The sequence below is a fragment of the Pseudomonas sp. S2_A05 genome, assembly GCF_054668485.1.
Genome location: NZ_CP162775.1, coordinates 2,175,444 through 2,196,334, shown reverse-complemented (window position 1 = coordinate 2,196,334; position 20,891 = coordinate 2,175,444). Strand labels below are relative to the sequence as shown.

The window sequence follows — 20,891 nt, the reverse complement described above, 5'->3', positions numbered from 1 at the left end:
TAGCGACCGGTCAACGCGGTCGGCTCCCTCTCCCTTTGGGAGAGGGCTGGGGTGAGGGCGGCGTCATTCAGTGAACGGAATGCTCTCAACCACCTCGAGGTCATACCCGGTCAACCCTGCATACTTCAGCGGCGGGCCAAGGTGGCGCAGCTTGCCAACCCCAAGGTTCTGCAGGATCTGCGCCCCAGTCCCGACCTCGGAATAAATCCGCGATTGCGAACGGCTGAACTGCCGTGGCGGTTGGGTCAACTGCGGCACGCGCTCGAGCAACGCCTGCGACGATTCATGGTTGGCCAGCACCACCACAACTCCATGACCTTCCGCCGCGACCCGTTGCAACGCTGCCCAGAGGGTCCAGTTCGTCGGCCCGCTGTACTCGGCGCCGACCAGATCGCGCAGCGGATCGATCACATGCACGCGCACCAGCGTCGGTTCTTCACGGCGCAGATCGCCCATGACCATCGCCATGTGCACACCGCCTTCGATGCGATCTTCGAAGGTGATCAAACGGAAGGTGCCATGCACCGTCGGCAGCTCACGTTCACCGATGCGTTCGATGGTGTGCTCGGTGCTCAGGCGGTAGTGGATCAGGTCGGCAATGGTGCCGATCTTGATCCCATGCTTGCGCGCGAACTGCTCCAGATCCGGGCGGCGGGCCATGGTGCCGTCGTCGTTCATCACTTCGACGATCACCGAGGCCGGGGTGAAACCGGCCAGACGCGCCAGATCGCAACCGGCCTCGGTGTGCCCGGCGCGGGTCAGCACGCCACCTTCCTTGGCGCGCAACGGGAAGATGTGACCGGGCTGCACCAGGTCTTCGGCACGGGCATTCGGCGCGACGGCGGCGGCCACGGTGCAGGCACGATCCGCCGCGGAGATGCCGGTGGTCACGCCGACCGCCGCTTCGATCGACACGGTAAATGCAGTGCTGAACACACTGCCGTTGGCGGGTACCATTTGCTCCAGGCCCAGACGCTGGCAATGTTCGTCGGTGAGGGTCAGGCAGATCAGCCCGCGTGCTTCGCGGGCCATGAAGCTGATAGCCTCCGGCGTGCAACGGTCGGCGGCCAGCAGCAGGTCGCCTTCGTTCTCGCGGTCTTCGTCATCGACCAGCAGGACCATTTTGCCGAGGCGATAATCTTCGATGATTTCTTCGATGCTGTTGAAGGCCATGCTGGACTCTCAGGGTTCGTTGGAAATATATTGGTATACCATAATACAAAATCAACAAAGAGGTCACTATGAAGGCGTACTGGATTGCACATGTGGATATAGCCGATGCCGAGCACTACAGCCAATACACCCAGCGCACCCCGCAGGCGATTGCCGCATTCGACGGCAAGTTTCTCGCCAGAGGCGGGCGCAGCGAAGCGCTGGAAGGGCGGCAGACGCCACAGCGCACCGTGATCATCGAGTTCGCGAGCTACGAACAGGCCGTGGCGTGCTATCGCTCGGCGGCGTATCAGGAGGCGAAAAGTTACCGCGAAGAATGGGCGAGGGCGGAGATCATCATCGTAGAAGGCATCGCCCCGAACTGAGCCACACCACCAAACTATGTGGGAGCGAGCCTGCTCGCGAATGCGTTCGATCATTCAACATTTGTATCGACTGACACGACGCCTTCGCGAGCAGGCTCGCTCCCACAGGGGTATAGGTGGTGATCAGCGCATGAAATGGATCTTGCCGCTGTCATCATTACCCATGTAAATCCCGTAAACCCCAGCCTGGCGCTCTTCGATATAGCGCTCGAGAATCTGCCGGATCGCCGGGTAGTAGATCTGCTCCCACGGAATCTCTTCCGGGGCGAAGAACTTGTAATCCATGGTCTCCGGTCCGGACTGCCCGGTGATTTCCAGGGCGATGGCGCGGAAGATGATGTACACCTCGCTGATCTTCGGCACGCTGAAAATCGAATACGGCGAGACGATTTCCGCGCGCACGCCGCTTTCTTCCCAGACTTCGCGCAGCGCCGCCTGTTCGGTGGTCTCACCGCTTTCCATGAAACCGGCCGGCAGGGTCCAGGTGCCAGGGCGCGGGGGGATCGCCCGTTGGCACAGGAGGTATTTGCCGTCCTGCTCAATGATGCAGCCGGCAATGATCTTCGGATTGACGTAGTGGATATAACCGCAGCCGCGGCACATCAGGCGCTCGTGCGTATCACCCGGCGGCGTCTGCTGACCGAGGTCAGGGCCACCGCATTTCGGGCAAAAGCTCGGGCTGAACATGTCATTGACCTATGCGGGGTTCTTTCAGCGCGATCGGCAGGGTGATCGCCGGAGTGCCTTTGACGGCGACGCCGGTTTCTTCCTGCTTGCGCTTGAGGTAATCGAGAGCGACGGCAGCCGCCGCGCGGACGTGATCGACACACGCCTGATGCGCCGCCAGCGGATCGCCGCTCTTGATCGCCTCGACCATTTTTTCCATCTCGTGATTACTCGCGCCGCGTCGGTTTTCCTGGGACACCGAGGTCGCGCGCAGATAGCTGATGCGCGCCTGCAACTGGCGCAATTGGGTGGCGGCGACATGGTTGCCCGAGCCTTCGAGCAGCACGTCGTAGAAGCCCTGCACCGAGTCGATCACCTGTTGCAGCTCGCCGTCCTTCAACGCCTTGCGGTTGTCATCGAGGGCTTTTTCCAGGGCTTTGATGTCCTTGGCTTTGGCGCGCAGGGTGAACAGTTGCACGATCAGGCCTTCGAGCACACAACGCAGTTCGTAGATATCGACGGCGTCGTCGAGGGTGATGATGGCTACGCGCGGGCCTTTGGCATCTGCGAATTCGACGAGACCTTCGGATTCGAGGTGACGCAAGGCTTCGCGCACCGAAGTGCGGCTGACACCGAGGCGATCGCACAGGTCGCGTTCGACCAGGCGATCACCTGGCATGAGCTGGAAATTCATGATCGCGCTACGCAGTTTGTCCAGCACGATTTCGCGCAGGGTAACGGGGTTGCGATTGACCTTGAAGCTGTCGTCGAGTGGCTGGCGTTTCATGGGGTCCGCTCTTGAGCTTGGCTGTCCATGCCAGACGGGCATCAAAACAGCCGAGGGTTAACTGGAGGCCTCGGCGTCGGCTTCGGCAAAGGCTTCACGGGCCAGCCGGAAACTGTCCACGGCCGCCGGAACGCCGCAATAAATGCCGACCTGAAGCAGAATTTCGCGTATTTGCTCACGACTCAGGCCGTTACGCAAGGCGCCACGCACATGCAGCTTGAGTTCATGCGGGCGGTTGAGCGCCGAGATCATCGCCAGGTTGATCATGCTGCGCTCCTTGAGCGACAGACCCTCACGCCCCCAGACATGTCCCCAGCAGTATTCGGTGACCATTTCCTGCAGCGGACGGGTGAAATCGTCGGCGTTCTCGATCGAGCGTTGCACGTAGGCTTCGCCGAGCACCTGAGTGCGGATTTTCAGACCCTTTTCGTACTTTTCGTTACTCATATTCTTTGCCTCACCTCAATCCCTGTGGGAGCTGGCTTGCCAGCGATAGCGGACTATCAGCCAACATCAATGTTGAATGTTAAGCCCTCATCGCTGGCAAGCCAGCTCCCACAGGGTTTTGCATTGTCGCTTCAGGCCAGAGTCGGCAACGGGCCGAGCTTGCCTTTGTGGTAGATCATCGGCGTCACCGGTTGCGCCGGCAGGATCAGGTTCTTGACCGCGCCAACGATGATCGCGTGATCGCCGCCGTCGTATTCACGCCACAACTCGCACTCGATGATCGCCGTGGCCTTGGCCAGAATCGGGTTGCCCAAATCGCTCAAGTGCCACTCGATGCCCTTGGCCTTTTCCTTGCCCTTGCCGGCGAACGCGTAGGCTTCGGCGGTCTGCTCGGCGGAGAGCAAATGGATGGCGAATTTCTTGCTGTCGCGCAGTACCGGGTAGGTGTCGGACGCATAGTTGGGGCAGAACAGCACTAGCGCCGGGTCGATCGACAGCGCGCTGAACGCGCTGGCGGTGATACCGACGATGCCGCCGTCCGGGTCGAGGGTGGTGACCACCGTGACGCCGGACGGGAACGAGCTCATGACGTCTTTGTAAATGCCGGGTTCGATCATTTCGCAGGACTCCTAGCGCATCACAAACGGATCAGGCATTGGCGCCCGGGAGAGGTTGATCCACACCGTTTTCAGTTCGGTGTAGGCCAGCACCGAGTCGATGCCGCTTTCGCGTCCATAGCCACTGTTCTTGAAGCCGCCGATCGGCGCCATCGCCGACACTGCGCGGTAAGTGTTGACCCAGATAATCCCCGAGCGCACATCGCGGGCCAGACGATGGGCGCGACCGAGGTCACGGGTCCAGATGCCGGCAGCGAGGCCGAACTGCGAGTCGTTGGCGATCGCCAGCGCTTCGGCTTCGTCTTTGAAACGAATCACCGAAGCCACCGGGCCGAAGACTTCTTCCTGCATGATCTTCATCGAATTGCGGTCGCACTCGAACAGCGTCGGCTCGTAGAACCAGCCTTCGCCGAGATCCGCCGGACGCTTGCCACCGGTGCGCAAACGCGCGCCTTCGGCGATCGCATCGGCGACCAGACCTTCGACCACCGCCAGTTGCTGCGCGGTGGCCATCGGACCCATTTCACTGTTGTCTTCCTGTGGGTTGCCGATGCGGATGCGCTGGGCGCGCTCGACCAGACGATTGACGAATTCGTCGTAGATTTCGTCCTGCACCAGCAAGCGCGAACCAGACACGCAACTCTGCCCGGACGCTGCGTAGATCCCGGCAATCGCGCCGTTGATCGCGCTGTCCAGGTCGGCGTCGGCGAAGATGATATTCGGCGACTTGCCGCCCAGTTCCAGCGACAGCTTGGCGAAATTCTCGGCGCTGCTGCGCACCACATGCCGTGCCGTCGCCGCGCCGCCGGTGAAGGCGATCTTGCGGATCAGCGGATGACGGGTGAGGGCGGCGCCAGTGCTCGGGCCGTATCCGGTGACGACGTTGACCACGCCCGGCGGAATCCCGGCTTCGAGGGCGAGGCGTGCTAGCTCGAGAATGGTCGCCGAGGCGTGCTCGGACGGCTTGATCACAATCGTGTTGCCGGCGGCGAGGGCCGGGGCCAGTTTGATCGCGGTCAGGTACAGCGGGCTGTTCCATGGAATGATCGCGGCGACCACACCCATGGCTTCGTGCACGGTGTAGGCAAACAGATCGGGCTTGTCCAGCGGCAGAGTGCCGCCTTCAAGCTTGTCAGCCAGGCCTGCGGTGTAGTGGAAGAACTCCGGCAGGTAGCTGACCTGACCACGGGTTTCGCGGATCAGCTTGCCGTTGTCGCGGCTTTCCAGTTGCGCCAGGTGTTCCTTGTTTTCTGCGATCAGATCGCCGAGGCGACGCAGCAATTTCCCCCTCGCAGTGGCGGTCAGACCACGCCACGCCGGGCTGTCGAAGGCCGTTTGCGCTGCTTGCACGGCGCGTTCGACGTCCGCTTCATCGGCGTCGGGCAGTTCCGCCCAGGCCTGCGCCGAGGCCGGGTTGAGGCTTTCGAAGGTCTTGCCGGAGAGGGCGTCGACCCAGTCTCCGCCGATGCACATCTGGAAGCGTGCGAGTGTCATGCAACGATCCCCTTTATATGGTTTTGTCGGGAGTGTGCGAATTGAAGAAATTCCAGCAGCATCTGATTAACCAGACGTGGCGACTCTACCGGCATCATATGCCGTTGCTCGGGCAGCACGGCAACCTTCGCAGCGGGGATGCGTCGGGCCAGTTGCTCGGCCATTTCCGGCGTCGAGCCAGGGTCGAGCTCGCCAGTGGCGATCAGTGTCGGCGCCTGAATGCTGCTCAGGTCGTCGGCGCGATACATGTCCTGGGTGGCAAACAATTCGTAGGTGGTCAGGTAGCCCTGCGGATCGTTGTTGGCCAAGGTCTGGCGCAACGCGGCGATCTGCGCCGGGTTGGCCGCCTGATATTCACGGCTGAACCAGCGCGACAACGCCGCTTCGGCATTGGCGTCCGGGCCGTGTTCGGCAGCCTGCGCAGTGCGGGCAATCACGGCGGCACGCTGTTCTTCGCTGCGGTTGAACACGCTGTTCAGCACCACCAGGCTTTGCAGGCGCCCCGGGTAATGCAGGGCGAAGGCCCGCGCGACCAGGCCGCCCATGGAGAAACCGATCACCGCTGCCGGGGCAGATTGAGGTGATCGAGCAGCTCGAGCAACTGATCGGCGTAACCGAGCAGGTCGGTGCCGCTGGCCGGGCGCGGGCTGGCGCCGTGGCCGAGCATGTCGTAGGCGATCACCTGATACTGGCTGGCGAGGCCGACAATCTGCCCGCCCCACATTTCTTTGTTCAGGCCCACGCCGTGGATCAAGACCACGGGCTGGCCTTGGCCGGTCGCCGGGTAACTGGTGCCAGCCGGGGTGAGTTCAGCGGTGAGCCGAATCATGGAGCGCTCCTGCAATGCCTTTCTTGTTGTGATTACTGGGCTTTTCGGCGGCCAGTTCTTCCAGATCGATGTAGCGGTTGCCGATACGCGGGTGCAGGCGGCCACCGTCGGCGCAACCCAGCACGACGACGATTTCGTCGGCTCGTGGCGCGTCTTCGATCTGCATTTCCAGAGTGATGTAGTGCGAACGCAGGCCTTCGTCGTCCTTGTGCATCATCGGGATCTGAATCGACGTGCCCGGACCGCCGCGCTTGTTGGTGAAGCTCAGGTAGCTCTTGGCTTTTACCGCTTCGCGATAGTGGTTGCCGAAGCGCAGGGTGTGGATCACCGCCGACGCGTGTTCGATCTCGCCGTCAGCGCCGACCACCGCCGCTTTGCCGTAAGCCTCGATCTTCTCGGCGCCACCAATGATGCCGACCAGACGCTCGACCATCATGGCGCCGAGGTCGGAGCAGTTGGCGCGGATCTGCGGCTTGAGGTCTTCGACAAAACCATTGCCCACCCACGGGTTCTTCATCACCACGGCGAGGCCGACCATGGTCACCGGCTTGTCAGTAGCCTTGCCGCCTTCAATGAAGGTTTCTTCGACATAGCTGACGATCTTGCGAATTTCGAAACTCATGAGCTGCTCCGTTGGGGGATTGAAAGTGTCTGTGCGTCTGATGGTATACCATAATACCGATCCTGCAAGTCCCCTCCGCAACAATTGCGTCATCCATCCTACGAATGGCTGCGCATTCACCCTTTGTCGCAAAACCAACCATCACTACAAACCCTGTGGGAGCGAGCCTGCTCGCGAAAGCGGAGGGTCAGCCAATAAACAGGGTGACTGATACACCGCATTCGCGAGCAGGCTCGCTCCCACAGGGAAAATGATGGTTACAGAGAGCCGCTTTCGGTTAACAAAAGATAACGCGGCGCCGATTGTCAGACATTTGCAAAGCCCGATAGGATGAGCCAGCTTCCGAAGGGGCTCTGGATTGCGGGTTTCAGGACTATGCTTCTGATCTGCCACTAGCCGAGCACCCTTGCGGCGCCCTTGAAGGCCCGATGGCCCAACAATAATAAATAGGGGAAGGTCTATGAGTCGTTGCCGCCCGCCGGCGTTACGCAACACCGCGTTGCTGGCCACAGCACTCTCGCTGCTGGGCTTTGCCACGTTATCGGCACCTGTGATTGCCGCCGAGGCCCCGGCTGACGTGGTCTATGCCACCGAATCGGCCAAGGCCGCAAAAAGCCTGATTCTTGATGTCGTCCATGCTGGCGCGCGTCTGGTCGCGGTCGGCGATCGCGGGCACATCGTCTATTCCGATGACCAGGGCAAGACCTGGACCCGGCCAAGGTGCCGACGCGGCAACTGCTCACCGCCGTGTATTTCGTCGACGACAAAAACGGTTGGGCCGTGGGCCACGACGCGCAGATTCTCGCCAGCGCAGACGGCGGTCTGACCTGGACCAAGCAATTCGAAGACCTCGCACGCGAATCGCCGCTGCTCGACGTCTGGTTCAAGGACGCCAGCAGCGGCTTTGCCGTGGGCGCCTATGGCACGCTGCTGGAAACCACCGACGGCGGCAAGAACTGGGAAGACGTCAGTGACCGCCTCGACAACGAAGACCAGTTCCACCTAAACGCCATCGCCGCCGTGAAAGACGCCGGGCTGTTCATCGTCGGCGAGTCCGGCAGCATGTTTCGCTCCGCCGATGACGGCCAGACCTGGGAAAAGCTCGAAGGCCCGTATGAAGGTTCACTGTTCGGAGTGATCGGCACGGCGCAGCCGCAGACCCTGCTGGCTTACGGCTTGCGCGGCAACCTTTATCGCTCCACTGATTTCGGCAGCAACTGGGAGCAGGTCGAACTCAAAGCCGCTCGCGGTGCGCTGGAGTTCGGTCTGTCCGGCGGCACGCTGCTGGAAGACGGCTCGATCGTGATCGTCGGTAACGGTGGTTCGGTGATCAGCAGCAGTGACAACGGCGAAACCTTCAGCGTGTTCAACCGCCCGGATCGCATTTCGCTGTCGTCGGTCACCGCCGCCGGCAACGGCAACCTGATTCTGACCGGGCAGGGTGGTTTGCACATCACCCAGCCAAACGGTGCCGAGACCAATAACAAGAAGGCGGGGCTATGACTTCCTTGATCACTCCTCAGCAGGAAAAGGCGACGGTTCTCGAGCGCCTGATCTTCAACAACCGTCCGGCCGTGATCCTGATCTGCCTGGTGGTGAGCATTTTCCTGTTCTGGCAGGCCACGCTGATCCGGCCGTCGACCAGTTTTGAAAAAATGATCCCGCTGCAACATCCCTTCATCGAAAAGATGATGGAACACCGCAACGATCTGGCGAACCTGGGCAACACCGTACGTATTTCGGTGGAAGCCACCGACGGTGACATCTTCTCCAAGGAGTACATGGAGACCCTGCGCCAGATCAACGACGAAGTGTTCTACATTTCCGGCGTCGACCGTTCCGGGCTCAAATCTCTGTGGAGCCCGAGCGTACGCTGGACCGAAGTGACCGAAGAGGGTTTCGCCGGCGGTGAAGTGATTCCGCAGAGCTACAACGGCTCCCAGGACAGCCTCGATCTGCTGCGCAACAACGTGCTCAAGTCCGGCCAGGTCGGGCGTCTGGTGGCCAACGACTTCAAGTCGAGCATCGTCGACATCCCGCTGCTGGAGGCCTATCCGGACCCCCAGGATCAGGGCAAGTTGCTGGCGCTGGACTATCGCCAGTTCTCCCATGAGCTCGAAGACAAGATCCGCAACAAGTTCGAAGCGCAGAACCCCAACATCAAGATCCACATCGTCGGTTTCGCCAAGAAGGTCGGCGACCTGATCGACGGTCTGGTGATGGTGGTGCTGTTCTTCGGTGTCGCCTTCGTCATCACCCTGATTCTGCTGCTGTGGTTCACTAACTGCCTGCGCAGCACCATCGCGGTGTTGAGCACGACGCTGGTGGCGGTGGTCTGGCAACTCGGGTTGATGCACTTCTTCGGCTTCGGGCTCGACCCGTATTCGATGCTGGTGCCGTTCCTGATTTTCGCCATTGGCATCTCCCACGGCGTGCAGAAGATCAACGGTATCGCCCTGCAATCCAGCGAGGCCGATAACGCCCTGACCGCTGCACGGCGCACCTTCCGCCAGTTGTTCCTGCCGGGGATGATCGCGATTCTCGCCGATGCGGTGGGCTTCATCACCCTGCTGATCATCGACATCGGCGTGATCCGTGAACTGGCGATCGGCGCGTCCATCGGCGTTGCGGTGATCGTGTTCACCAACCTGATCCTGCTGCCGGTGGCGATTTCCTATGTCGGCATCAGCAAGCGCGCGATTGCCAAGAGCAAGAAGGACGCCAACCGCGAGCACCCGTTCTGGCGTCTGCTGTCGAACTTCGCCAGCCCGAAAGTCGCGCCGATTTCGGTAGCGCTGGCGCTGATCGCCTTCGGCGGCGGCCTCTGGTACAGCCAGAACCTGAAGATCGGCGACCTCGACCAGGGCGCGCCGGAACTGCGTCCGGACTCGCGCTATAACAAGGACAACAACTTCATCATCAGCAACTACTCGACCAGCTCCGACGTGCTGGTGGTGATGGTCAAGACCAAGGCCGAAGGCTGCTCGCGCTACGAAGCCATGGCGCCGATCGATCAGCTGATGTGGAAGATGCAGAACACCGAGGGCGTGCAGTCGGCGATCTCGCTGGTGACCGTGTCCAAGCAGATGATCAAGGGCATGAACGAGGGCAACCTGAAATGGGAAACCCTGTCGCGCAACCCGGACGTACTGAACAACTCGATCGCCCGCGCCGATGGCCTGTACAACAACAGCTGCTCGCTGGCGCCAGTGCTGGTGTTCCTCAACGATCACAAAGCTGAGACCCTCGATCGTGCGGTCAACGCGGTGCAGGAGTTCGCCAAGGAAAACAACAAGGACGGTCTGGAATTCATCCTTGCTGCCGGTAACGCCGGGATCGAAGCGGCCACCAACGAAGTCATCAAACAGGCTGAGCTGACCATCCTGATCCTGGTGTACATCTGCGTGGCGGTGATGTGCATGATCACCTTCCGCTCATGGGCAGCGACCCTGTGCATCGTCCTGCCGCTGGTGCTGACCTCGGTACTCGGCAACGCGCTGATGGCGTTCATGGGCATCGGCGTGAAAGTCGCGACGCTGCCGGTGGTGGCGTTGGGCGTGGGGATTGGCGTGGATTACGGCATCTACATCTACAGCCGCCTGGAAAGTTTCCTGCGTGCCGGGCTGCCGTTGCAGGAAGCCTATTACCAGACCCTGAAGTCCACCGGTAAAGCGGTGCTGTTCACCGGCCTGTGCCTGGCGATCGGCGTGTGCACCTGGATCTTCTCGGCGATCAAGTTCCAGGCTGACATGGGCCTGATGCTGACCTTCATGCTGCTGTGGAACATGTTCGGCGCGCTGTGGCTGCTGCCGGCGCTGGCCAAGTTCCTGATCAAGCCTGAGAAGCTGGCGGGGCAGAAGGGCAATTCGCTGTTTGCCCACTGATCTGACAGGCTGAAACGACAAAGCCGCAACCTTGAGGGGTTGCGGCTTTTTTTGTGAATCAACATCAAGAGCCCCTCACCCTAGCCCTCTCCCGGAGGGGAGAGGGGACTGACCGAGGGGGTGCGGCTAGATATATCGACCTGAAATACCGAGTCGGTTATGGATTCACAGCAGAACGTTCAAGTCGGCGTAAATCTCAAATATTCCCCAATCGGTCCCCTCTACCTCTGGGAGAGGGCTAGGGTGAGGGCAAGCGGTCTCAAGCCCTAAGAAAGCTCAGCGCCAAGCACCACACTCAACGCACTGCGCGCATCATCCAGCTGCACCAGCGTCGCATGTCGGGCACCCAGCGCATCACGATTCTCGATGGCGGTCAGGATCGCCTTGTGCCGCGGCAACGCCAGTTCATGCAGATTCGGCCGTTGATTGGAATGCTTCAACGCCTCGGCAATCGCTACCGCCAACATGTTGCACAGGTTCGCCAGCAGGTCGTTGTGCGTGGCATCGGCGATGCGGCTGTGGAAGTCCAGGTCCGGCTGCAACAGCGCTTCCGGAGTCGGCGCGGCTTCCATGCGTTGGTAGGCTTCGTTGATCGCGGCGATGTCGGCATCGGTTGCATGCTGAGCGGCGAGGGCGGCCGCTGCCGGCTCGATGATGCTGCGCACGCTGGTCAGCACGTTGAAGAATTCATTCTGCGGGCTGCTCTGCATCAGCCAGTGCAGCACGTCCGGGTCGAGCATGTGCCATTCGCGGCGAGCCTTGACCACGGTGCCGACGCGCGGTTTGGAATACACCAGACCCTTGGCCACCAGCACCCGCGTGGCTTCGCGCAATACCGGGCGACTGACCGCGTACTCCTCGCAAAGCAGGGCTTCGGCGGGCAGTTTGTCGTCGGGCAAAAAGCGTCCGGAGACGATCTGCATGCCCAGTTCCTGGACGATGCGCGAGTGCATGCTTTTACGGTCGGAAGGTTTGCGGTAATCCATGGGGAGTGGCGCGATCCTGAGCGATGGAGATGCCGCGCATCATAGCAGGCACGGCACAGATTTGAGGCGATACGCAAAAGCAACTGTGGGAGCGAGCCTGCTCGCGAAGGCGGCATATCAGTCAAATAGATGTCGACTGACACTCCCTCTTCGCGAGCAGGCTCGCTCCCACAGGGGAATTGCGCTGTTAGTGAGAGTGACGCGGAACCTCGGCACCTCGGCAACCAACCAGGAAGTCAAAGTCGCAACCCTGATCCGCCTGCAGCACGTGATCGATGTACAGTTGACGATAACCGCCCACCAGCAACTGCTGCGGTGCTTGCAGATCGGCCATGCGTGCCGCCAGTTCAGCATCCGGAATGTCCAGATGCAGACGGCCGCTGGCGCAATCGAGTTCGATCCAGTCGCCTTCCTTCACTGCCGCCAAAGGCCCGCCCGCTGCCGCTTCCGGCGCGACGTGCAGAACCACCGTGCCGTAAGCGGTGCCGCTCATCCGTGCATCGGAAATGCGCACCATGTCCGTCACGCCTTGCGCCAACAGCTTGGCCGGCAGGCCCATGTTGCCGACTTCAGCCATGCCCGGATAACCCTTCGGCCCGCAGTTCTTCATCACCAGAATCGAATCCTTATCGACGTCCAGCTCCGGATCGTTGATCCGCGCCTTGTACATGTCGAAGTTCTCGAACACCACCGCGCGACCGCGATGCTGCATCAGTTCAGCGCTAGCGGCGGACGGCTTGAGCACCGCGCCCAGCGGCGCCAGATTGCCGCGCAACACGCAGATGCCACCGTCAGCGCGAATCGGATTGTCGAGGGTGCGGATCACTTGGTCTTCGCCGTAGATCGGCGCGTCCTTGGTGTTCTCGCCGATGGACTTGCCGTTGACCGTCAGTGCGTTCGGGTTGGGGATCAGATTGGCTTCACCGAGGCGGCGCAGTACCGCTGGCAAGCCACCGGCGTAGTAGAACTCTTCCATCAGGAAACGCCCGGACGGTTGCAGGTCGACGATGGTCGGCATGCCGCGACCGATGCGGGTCCAGTCGTCCAGATCGAGCTCGACGCCGATGCGCCCGGCGATGGCTTTCAAGTGGATCACAGCGTTGGTCGAACCGCCGATGGCAGCGTTTACACGAATAGCGTTTTCGAAGGCTTCCTTGGTGAGGATCTTCGACAGTTTCAAATCTTCGCGAACCATCTCCACCGCACGCATGCCGGACATGTGCGCCAGCACATAACGGCGTGCATCCACCGCCGGAATCGCGGCGTTGTGCGGCAGCGAAGTGCCCAGCGCTTCAGCCATGCACGCCATGGTCGACGCGGTGCCCATGGTGTTGCAGGTCCCCGCCGAACGCGACATGCCGCCCTCGGCTGCGAGGAAGTCATCGATGGTGATGGTGCCGGCCTTGACCTGTTCGCTGAGCTGCCAGACCACGGTGCCGGAACCGATGTCCTTGCCTTTGTGCTTGCCGTTGAGCATCGGCCCGCCGGTGACGACGATGGCCGGCACGTCGCAACTGGCCGCGCCCATCAGCAGTGCTGGAGTGGTTTTGTCGCAACCGGTGAGCAGCACTACGCCGTCGATCGGGTTGCCGCGAATTGCTTCTTCAACGTCCATGCTCGCCAGGTTGCGGGTGAGCATGGCCGTCGGGCGCAGGTTCGATTCGCCATTGGAGAACACCGGGAATTCCACCGGAAAACCACCGGCCTCGATCACCCCGCGTTTGACGTGCTCCGCGATCTGGCGGAAGTGCGCGTTGCACGGTGTCAGTTCCGACCAGGTATTGCAGATGCCGATGATCGGCTTGCCGTGGAACTGATGGTCGGCGATGCCCTGATTCTTCATCCAGCTGCGGTACATGAAGCCGTTCTTGTCGGCCGTGCCAAACCATTGGGCGGAGCGCAGGGTGGGTTTCTTATCAGACATGATCGATTCTCTTATTGTAAGACTATTGTTTGCGAGCTGACGCTTAATCTAAGCTCAAAATCCGCGCTTTGGAAGAGTTGTTGGGTAATTAGTATTACTATATAGTCGTTTTCGACGGAGGGATGGCCCTGGCTTTTTTGGCGAGAGGCGTCCCCCGAGGTTCTATAAAAACAACAATCGGAGACCGATCTCATGAGCCAGGAATTGCGGCTTGTCCGGCGCATCACACTGAAACTGATTCCCTTCCTGATCCTGCTGTACCTGATCGCCTATGTGGATCGCTCCGCCGTCGGCTTCGCCAAGCTGCACATGGGCGCCGACATCGGCATCGGCGATGCGGCCTATGGCCTCGGTGCCGGGCTGTTCTTCATTGGTTACTTCCTTCTCGAGATTCCCAGCAACCTGATGCTCGAACGCTTCGGCGCGCGGCGCTGGTTCGCGCGGATCATGATCACCTGGGGCGCGATCACCATCGGCATGGCCTTCGTGCAAGGGCCGCACAGCTTCTATGTGATGCGCTTTCTGCTCGGCGCGGCCGAGGCGGGCTTCTTCCCCGGCGTGCTGTACTACATCACCCAATGGTTCCCGGTGCGCCATCGCGGCAAGATCCTCGGCCTGTTCATCCTCTCGCAACCGATCGCGATGATGATCACCGGTCCCGTGTCCGGCGGTTTGCTCGGCATGGACGGCATCCTTGGTCTGCACGGCTGGCAGTGGCTGTTCATCGTCATCGGCACCCCGGCGATCCTGCTGACCTGGCCGGTCCTGCGCTGGCTGCCGGACGGCCCGCAGCAAGTGAAGTGGATGGATCAGGCGGAAAAAGACTGGCTGACCGGCGAGCTGAAAAAGGACTTGCAGGAATACGGCCAGACCCGTCACGGCAACCCTCTGCATGCGTTGAAAGACAAACGCGTGTTGCTGCTGGCGCTGTTCTATCTGCCGGTGACCCTGAGCATTTATGGTCTGGGCCTGTGGCTGCCGACGTTGATCAAACAGTTCGGCGGCAGCGATCTGGTGACCGGGTTCGTTTCTTCGGTGCCATACATTTTCGGGATCATCGGCCTGCTGATCATTCCGCGCAGTTCCGACCGCTTGAATGATCGCTACGGCCACTTGGCGGTGCTCTATGTACTCGGTGCGCTGGGCCTGTTCCTCAGTGCCTGGCTGTCGCTGCCGGTGGCGCAACTGGCGGCGCTGTGTCTGGTGGCGTTTGCGTTGTTCTCGTGCACGGCGGTGTTCTGGACCTTGCCAGGGCGCTTCTTTGCCGGCGCGAGTGCCGCGGCGGGGATTGCCTTGATCAACTCGGTGGGCAACCTGGGCGGTTACATCGGGCCGTTCGTGATCGGCGCTTTGAAGGAATACACCGGCAATCTGGCGTCCGGACTGTACTTCCTCTCGGGCGTGATGGTGTTCGGGCTGATTCTGACCGGCATTGTTTATCGCGTGCTGGAGCGCAAGCACGTGTTGCCCGTCGACCAGTTCGCCGCCAGCGCCCGTGGCGCGACCCGAACCTGACTGACCAACACTGGCCCCTGTGGGAGCGAGCCTGCTCGCGAAGAGGCCATCACATTCAACACTGCTGGTGACTGGTACACCGCTTTCGCGAGCAGGCTCGCTCCCACAGGGGATAGCGGCGTTTTTGATGGAACAGGAGAAAATCATGCATCTGGTTCAATTCGAATTACCCAACGGCGAGCGCCGTGTCGGCGTGGTCGACAACGGTCAGGTCCGCGAAGTCGAGGACGCCCGCAGTGTCCGTGATCTGGCCCTGGCCGCAATCGAGGCCGGCGGCTCGCTTGAGCAGCAAGTGCAAAGCCTCGGCCTCGGCGCCAGCCACGACTACGCGCAATTGCTTAAAGACTTGCGCATCCTGCCGCCACTGGACCACCCGGACCCGGCACACATGCTGGTCAGCGGTACTGGTCTGACGCACCTGGGCAGCGCTTCGGCGCGCGACAAGATGCACCAGCAGGCCGGCGATGAAGCGGCGATGACCGACACCATGCGCATTTTCAAATGGGGCGTGGAGGGTGGCAAACCGGCGGCGGGGCAGGCCGGTGTGCAACCGGAGTGGTTCTACAAGGGCGACGGCAGCATTGTCGTGCGTCCGGGGCAGCCGTTCCCGCTGCCGCCGTTCGCCGAAGACGCCGGCGAAGAGCCGGAGATGGCCGGCCTGTATGTCATCGGCAACGATGGCAAGCCGTATCGCCTCGGTTTCGCGGTGGGCAACGAGTTCTCCGATCACGTCATGGAACGCAAGAATTACCTGTACCTGGCGCACTCGAAATTGCGCAGTTGCAGTTATGGCCCGGAACTTCGTACCGGTGAATTGCCTCAACACCTTGCCGGCACCAGCCGAATCCTGCGTGACGGCGAAGTGCTCTGGCAGAACGAGTTCCTCAGTGGCGAGGCCAACATGTGCCACAGCCTGGCGAACCTCGAGTACCACCACTTCAAATACAGTCAGTTCCTGCGTCCGGGCGACGTGCACATTCACTTTTTCGGCACTGCGACCCTGTCGTTTGCCGACGGCATCCGCACTCAGCCGGGCGACACGTTCGAGATCAGCCAGGCCGATTTCGGCGCACCGCTGGTCAACGGTATCGCACCGGTCAAAGCGGCTTTTGAACCGGACAGCATCGGCACCCTTTAAGGAGATCCCATGACTCAGATTCTCGGTCACAACTACATCGGCGGTCAGCGCAGCGCCGCCGGCAGCGTCAAACTGCACTCGGTCGACGCCAGCACTGGCGAGGCCCTGCCGCACGATTTCATTCAGGCCACGGCCGAAGAAGTCGACGCCGCCGCCAAGGCCGCCGCTGCGGCTTACCCGACCTATCGCAGCCTCAGCGCCGAACGTCGCGCGCAGTTCCTCGACGCGGTCGCCGATGAACTGGATGCGCTTGGCGACGATTTCGTCGCCGTGGTCTGCCGCGAAACCGCGCTGCCGGCCGGACGCATTCAGGGCGAGCGTGGTCGCACCAGCGGGCAGATGCGTCTGTTCGCCAAAGTCCTGCGTCGCGGTGATTTCTACGGCGCGCGGATCGATCTGGCACTGCCGGATCGTCAGCCGCTGCCACGTCCGGATCTGCGTCAGTACCGCATCGGCCTCGGCCCGGTCGCCGTGTTTGGTGCCAGCAACTTCCCGCTGGCGTTCTCCACTGCCGGTGGCGATACCGCAGCAGCACTGGCCGCCGGTTGCCCGGTGGTATTCAAGGCCCACAGCGGCCACATGGCCACCGCTGAACTGGTCGCCGACGCGATTATTCGTGCGGCGGAAAAAACCGGCATGCCCGCCGGCGTGTTCAACATGATCTACGGTGGCGGCGTCGGTGAATGGCTGGTCAAGCATCCGGCGATTCAGGCCGTTGGTTTCACCGGTTCGCTGAAGGGCGGTCGCGCCTTGTGCGACATGGCTGCCGCACGTCCGCAACCGATCCCGGTGTTCGCCGAGATGTCGAGCATCAACCCGGTGATCGTTTTGCCGCAAGCACTGTCCACACGTTCGGAAACCGTCGCCCGCGACCTCACCGCTTCGGTGGTGCAGGGTTGCGGTCAGTTCTGCACCAACCCGGGTCTGGTCATTGGTATTCGCTCTCCGCAGTTCAGCGCGTTTGTCCAACAAGTCGCCGCTGCAATCGGTGATCAACCGGCGCAAACCATGCTCAACGCCGGCACCCTCGGCAGCTATGGCAAAGGCCTGGAAAAACTCCTGGCGCACAGCGGCATCGAGCATCTGGCCGGTAATCCGCAGCAGGGCAATCAGGCGCAGCCGCAGTTGTTCAAGGCCGATGTCAGCCTGTTGATCAACGGCGATGAAGTGCTGCAGGAAGAAGTGTTCGGCCCGACCACAGTAATCGTCGAAGTGGCCGATCAGGCACAACTGAGCGCGGCGCTGCACGGCCTGCACGGTCAATTGACCGCGACAATCATCGGCGAGCCGTCTGACTTCGAGCAATTCGCCGAGCTGACGCCGCTGCTGGAACAAAAGGTCGGGCGCATCCTGCTCAACGGTTATCCCACCGGTGTCGAAGTGTGCGATTCGATGGTGCATGGCGGCCCGTACCCGGCGACGTCCGATGCGCGCGGCACTTCGGTGGGCACGCTGGCGATCGATCGCTTCCTGCGCCCGGTGTGCTTCCAGAACTACCCGGACAGCTTGCTGCCCGAACCGCTGAAAAACGCCAACCCGCTGCGGATTCAGCGTTTGGTGGATGGCAAGCCATCGCGTGAGGCGATCTAGCCAACACCGCGATTTTTTGTGTTGATCGTTCCCACGCTCTGCGTGGGAATGCAGCCCGGGACGCTCTGCGTCCCACTGGAACGCGGAGCGTCCCTTGAGGCATTCCCACGCGGAGCGTGGGAACGATCAAGGTTTCAGCAGGGGGCCTCTGGATCACATTGGGCTATCATTGGCCCTTTCCCCCAAAGAAAGACTGTTTGCCATGACTGCCCAAACCCTTCTCAACGCCCTCGAACATTGCGGTATGGTCGAAATCGATGGCCTGCACGCCTTCGAATTCGCCCTCGACGAGGACGATAACCTGCACATCGAATGCATCGATGGCCGTGAAGCCAAGCACTGGGAATTCACCCCGGCGCAGGTTGCGGCTGCGACGTTCGATGAGACGCTGCAGAGCTGGCTGATCGTCGGTTACGCCAGCGACACCAAGACCACGGGCGAGCATCGTCTGGTGTGCCTCGGCGACGTAGTCAGCAGCAGCGACGATGAGGATGACAATAATGAAGATGCGTAACTTCTGGCCTTTGCTGATGGCCGGCAGCGTCGGCGCGATGGGGCTTTCCAGCGCCTCTGCCGACACCTTGCAGTTGCTGGTCGGCTCATACACCGCCGGTTCCAGCCAGGGCATCTACCGCATGCAGTTCGACAGCGCCACCGGCCAGATCGACGCCAAGCCACTGCAAGTGGTCAAGACCGAAAACCCTTCGTGGCTGACCCTCTCGAAAGACCAGAAACGCCTGTTCGTGGTCAATGAAAACGGTCCGGGCCAGACTGACCCGGTCGGCCGCGTCAGCAGCTTCGCCATCGACCCGAAGACCCATGCGCTGAGCCTGATCAATCAGGTGCAGAGCCTGGGCAACGAGCCGACCCATTCCAGCCTCAGCGCTGATGCCAAACACCTGTTCGTCAGCAACTACTCGGTGATGGAAGATCCGGGCGGCACCCTGGCGGTATTGCCGGTCGATGCCGACGGCCAGCTGAAACCGGTGGTGCAGATGAGCGGCCACCCGGCCAGTCGGGTCAACCCTGAGCGTCAGGCTTCCAATCATGTGCACTCGACGGTGTCGTCGCCGGACGGGCGCTATGTGTTCTCCAATGATTTGGGCGCGGACAAGGTTTTCATCTATCAGTACGACCCGAAGGCCAACCCGCACTTGCCGCTAACACCGGCGAAAACCGCCTCGGTAGCCTTGCCGGCCGGCAGTGGCCCGCGTCATCTGCTGTTCAGCGCTGACGGCAAACACGCTTGGCTGACCATGGAGATGAGTGCACAGGTCGCGGTGTTCGACTACAAGGACGGCGTACTGACCCAGACGCAACTGGTCGATCTGGCAGCGGGCCAGCCGACCTCGGACAAAGCCGGCGCGGCGCTGCATGCTTCGGCTGACGGCAAGTTTCTCTACGTGAGCAATCGCGGCACGGCCAATCAGCTCGTAGTGTTCAGCATTGATCCGGCGACCGGTCAGCTCAAAGAGCTGCAAAAGCGCTCGGTCGAGGGTGATCACCCGCGCGAGTTTGCTCTCGATCCGAGCGGTAAATTTGTCTTGATTGCCAACCAGAAGAGCAACCAGATTGTCGTCGTCGAGCGCGATACCAAGACCGGTCTGCTGGGCAAAACCGTGCAAAAACTGCCGATGGACGCGCCAAGCGATCTGAAGTTTGTAGTGCGACAATAAGCCACAGGCCCCGGTCTACGGGGCCTGCATCGTTGTATTAATTGCACTGATAACGGCTAATGCTACAAAACATTTCAAGGAGGCAACCCTCGAGCGTTACGTTTGTTTCACAGCCCGACCGGGCAAACCAAGCAAACGAACACGAGGGTTACCGCCATGAACTTCAATCTCTTCTCCGTCATCGCCGCTTCCGCCATTTCTGCCACCGTGGTATTGCCAGCCGGTGCCAACGTCGAAATCGCCAGCAAAAAATCCCACACCCAGAGCTATACCCAGAAATACCTGCAACAAAGCGCCAACTTCTACGCCGCGCTGGATCACAAAACCCAAGCCTGAAATTGCCATCTCCTTGTTGGAGCTGCCGAAGGCTGCGATCTTGATCGCAGCCTTCGGCAGCTCCTACGCGCGCGCGTAACCTGATCGTTCCCACGCTCTGCGTGGGGAACGCAGCCCGGGACGCTCTGCGTCCCATTGGAACGCGGAGCGTCCCTTGAGGCATTCCCACGCGGAGCGTGGGAACGATCAATCAGAAGATCGCAGCCTTCGGCAGCTCACGCGCGCGCGTTCTGCACTCATAGGTTTTCTCTCGCGGGCAAATAGAGCCTCTAAATAATCAACGAAGCTGATATTCACCATTGCAAACCCTGAGTGGTTGCTTCGGCTTTTTGATTGATTCTGTGGCCATCGAAACCTTTGCCCACGGAGAACACCATGGCCAGCGCAATCCTCACTTCCGCCAAACGCGGCGCCTACCTGGCCATCGGTCTGTACCTGGCCGTGGTGCTGTTCGTCAGCATCGGCGCACAGATGGAACACAGCTTCGACGCCCCGATCGACGTCGCCCACCCCGGCATCCAGTTCGAACTGCGCTCGCAAAGCGCCATGGTCGACAGGGCCGAACTCGCAGGAGTCGGCGGCGCATGAAAGGCTACAGACTCTGGGTCATCGCCAGCCTCGCGCTGATGACCAACGGCGCCTCACTCTTGGGATTTGGCCAAGGCTCGGTGGGTGGCTTGGCCCGGGCCATAGAGGCCAACCACAACATCGCGCACAACATTGAACGCGCCAACACGCTGGGGCTGATGGCCGGCAATCCACCGGTCAAGGTCGCGGTGGATTTTCTCGGGCCGTTTGAAGTGGATTGCATGGCGCTGGGCATGTGCAACGCCCTGGCCTGA

19 protein-coding genes and 2 pseudogenes are annotated in these 20,891 nt (G+C 61.2%); 11 read left to right on the top strand and 10 right to left on the bottom strand.

What is annotated here, in order from left to right:
* Window positions 1-63: 63 nt before the first annotated feature.
* Entirely contained in the window at window positions 64-1,173 is a 1,110-nt protein-coding gene (gene ribBA / locus AB4O12_RS09990) for a bifunctional 3,4-dihydroxy-2-butanone-4-phosphate synthase/GTP cyclohydrolase II (protein ID WP_016775017.1), read from the bottom strand.
* A 68-nt stretch (window positions 1,174-1,241) separates the two neighbouring features.
* On the opposite strand from ribBA, the gene AB4O12_RS09985 reads away from it, so the two are divergent.
* Window positions 1,242-1,538: a DUF1330 domain-containing protein gene (locus AB4O12_RS09985; protein WP_252886344.1), complete on the top strand. Its 297-nt coding sequence runs from the start codon at window positions 1,242-1,244 to the stop codon at window positions 1,536-1,538.
* A gap of 123 nt (window positions 1,539-1,661) precedes the next feature.
* On the opposite strand, the gene AB4O12_RS09980 is transcribed toward AB4O12_RS09985, so the two are convergent.
* The 7 genes and pseudogenes from AB4O12_RS09980 to AB4O12_RS09950 form a co-directional block, all read right to left on the bottom strand.
* The gene (locus tag AB4O12_RS09980) at window positions 1,662-2,225 is read right to left on the bottom strand and encodes an NUDIX hydrolase (protein WP_305380927.1); all 564 of its coding nucleotides are present in this window, start codon (window positions 2,223-2,225) and stop codon (window positions 1,662-1,664) included.
* Between the two features lies 1 nt (window position 2,226).
* A complete protein-coding gene (locus AB4O12_RS09975) occupies window positions 2,227-2,991 on the bottom strand; it encodes a GntR family transcriptional regulator (RefSeq protein ID WP_016775014.1) in 765 nt (254 codons plus the stop codon).
* 57 nt (window positions 2,992-3,048) lie between these two features.
* Window positions 3,049-3,438, bottom strand: a complete 390-nt coding sequence (locus AB4O12_RS09970) for a carboxymuconolactone decarboxylase family protein (protein WP_007968634.1) — start codon at window positions 3,436-3,438, stop codon at window positions 3,049-3,051.
* Window positions 3,439-3,569: 131 nt separating this feature from the next.
* Window positions 3,570-4,055 (bottom strand): flavin reductase family protein, encoded by a 486-nt coding sequence (locus tag AB4O12_RS09965; protein WP_460061688.1) that lies wholly within the window; start codon window positions 4,053-4,055, stop codon window positions 3,570-3,572.
* A 12-nt stretch (window positions 4,056-4,067) separates the two neighbouring features.
* On the bottom strand, window positions 4,068-5,549 hold the full coding sequence (locus AB4O12_RS09960; RefSeq protein WP_460061685.1) for an aldehyde dehydrogenase: 1,482 nt from the start codon (window positions 5,547-5,549) through the stop codon (window positions 4,068-4,070).
* A pseudogene (locus AB4O12_RS09955) lies at window positions 5,546-6,378 on the bottom strand (alpha/beta fold hydrolase). The gene AB4O12_RS09960 and the pseudogene AB4O12_RS09955 overlap by 4 nt, the downstream one beginning before the upstream one ends.
* Window positions 6,359-7,000, bottom strand: coding sequence for an amino acid synthesis family protein (locus AB4O12_RS09950; RefSeq protein WP_460061682.1), 642 nt, complete (start codon window positions 6,998-7,000; stop codon window positions 6,359-6,361). The pseudogene AB4O12_RS09955 and the gene AB4O12_RS09950 overlap by 20 nt, the downstream one beginning before the upstream one ends.
* Before the next feature lie 460 nt (window positions 7,001-7,460).
* On the opposite strand from AB4O12_RS09950, the pseudogene AB4O12_RS09945 reads away from it, so the two are divergent.
* Window positions 7,461-8,503, top strand: a pseudogene (locus tag AB4O12_RS09945) (WD40/YVTN/BNR-like repeat-containing protein).
* Window positions 8,500-10,884: an efflux RND transporter permease subunit gene (locus AB4O12_RS09940; protein ID WP_024013186.1), complete on the top strand. Its 2,385-nt coding sequence runs from the start codon at window positions 8,500-8,502 to the stop codon at window positions 10,882-10,884. The pseudogene AB4O12_RS09945 and the gene AB4O12_RS09940 overlap by 4 nt, the downstream one beginning before the upstream one ends.
* Window positions 10,885-11,150: 266 nt before the next feature.
* Here AB4O12_RS09940 and AB4O12_RS09935 read toward each other — a convergent pair whose 3' ends face one another.
* Together AB4O12_RS09935 and AB4O12_RS09930 are read right to left on the bottom strand one after the other, a co-directional pair.
* Window positions 11,151-11,870 (bottom strand): FadR/GntR family transcriptional regulator, encoded by a 720-nt coding sequence (locus tag AB4O12_RS09935; RefSeq protein WP_024013185.1) that lies wholly within the window; start codon window positions 11,868-11,870, stop codon window positions 11,151-11,153.
* A 187-nt stretch (window positions 11,871-12,057) separates the two neighbouring features.
* Window positions 12,058-13,794 carry an IlvD/Edd family dehydratase gene (locus AB4O12_RS09930; RefSeq protein WP_041480068.1) on the bottom strand — a complete coding sequence of 579 codons (1,737 nt, stop codon included), beginning with the start codon at window positions 13,792-13,794 and terminating at the stop codon, window positions 12,058-12,060.
* A gap of 192 nt (window positions 13,795-13,986) precedes the next feature.
* Here AB4O12_RS09930 and AB4O12_RS09925 point away from each other — a divergent pair, with 192 nt between their 5' ends.
* From AB4O12_RS09925 to AB4O12_RS09890, 8 genes are all read left to right on the top strand, one after another.
* Window positions 13,987-15,309: an MFS transporter gene (locus AB4O12_RS09925; RefSeq protein WP_024013183.1), complete on the top strand. Its 1,323-nt coding sequence runs from the start codon at window positions 13,987-13,989 to the stop codon at window positions 15,307-15,309.
* Between the two features lie 145 nt (window positions 15,310-15,454).
* Window positions 15,455-16,447 (top strand): AraD1 family protein, encoded by a 993-nt coding sequence (araD1, locus tag AB4O12_RS09920; RefSeq protein WP_460061678.1) that lies wholly within the window; start codon window positions 15,455-15,457, stop codon window positions 16,445-16,447.
* Between the two features lie 9 nt (window positions 16,448-16,456).
* Complete coding sequence (locus AB4O12_RS09915; RefSeq protein ID WP_071172695.1) at window positions 16,457-18,037, top strand: aldehyde dehydrogenase (NADP(+)); 1,581 nt, start codon at window positions 16,457-16,459, stop codon at window positions 18,035-18,037.
* A 202-nt stretch (window positions 18,038-18,239) separates the two neighbouring features.
* Complete coding sequence (locus tag AB4O12_RS09910) at window positions 18,240-18,551, top strand: DUF5629 family protein (protein ID WP_076562525.1); 312 nt, start codon at window positions 18,240-18,242, stop codon at window positions 18,549-18,551.
* Window positions 18,538-19,713, top strand: coding sequence for a lactonase family protein (locus AB4O12_RS09905; RefSeq protein WP_243241105.1), 1,176 nt, complete (start codon window positions 18,538-18,540; stop codon window positions 19,711-19,713). The genes AB4O12_RS09910 and AB4O12_RS09905 overlap by 14 nt, the downstream gene beginning before the upstream one ends.
* Before the next feature lie 156 nt (window positions 19,714-19,869).
* The gene (locus tag AB4O12_RS09900; protein ID WP_016775003.1) at window positions 19,870-20,049 is read left to right on the top strand and encodes a hypothetical protein; all 180 of its coding nucleotides are present in this window, start codon (window positions 19,870-19,872) and stop codon (window positions 20,047-20,049) included.
* Window positions 20,050-20,424: 375 nt separating this feature from the next.
* Window positions 20,425-20,637 carry a hypothetical protein gene (locus tag AB4O12_RS09895; RefSeq protein ID WP_039763920.1) on the top strand — a complete coding sequence of 71 codons (213 nt, stop codon included), beginning with the start codon at window positions 20,425-20,427 and terminating at the stop codon, window positions 20,635-20,637.
* The gene (locus AB4O12_RS09890) at window positions 20,634-20,891 is read left to right on the top strand and encodes a hypothetical protein (RefSeq protein ID WP_039763921.1); all 258 of its coding nucleotides are present in this window, start codon (window positions 20,634-20,636) and stop codon (window positions 20,889-20,891) included. The genes AB4O12_RS09895 and AB4O12_RS09890 overlap by 4 nt, the downstream gene beginning before the upstream one ends.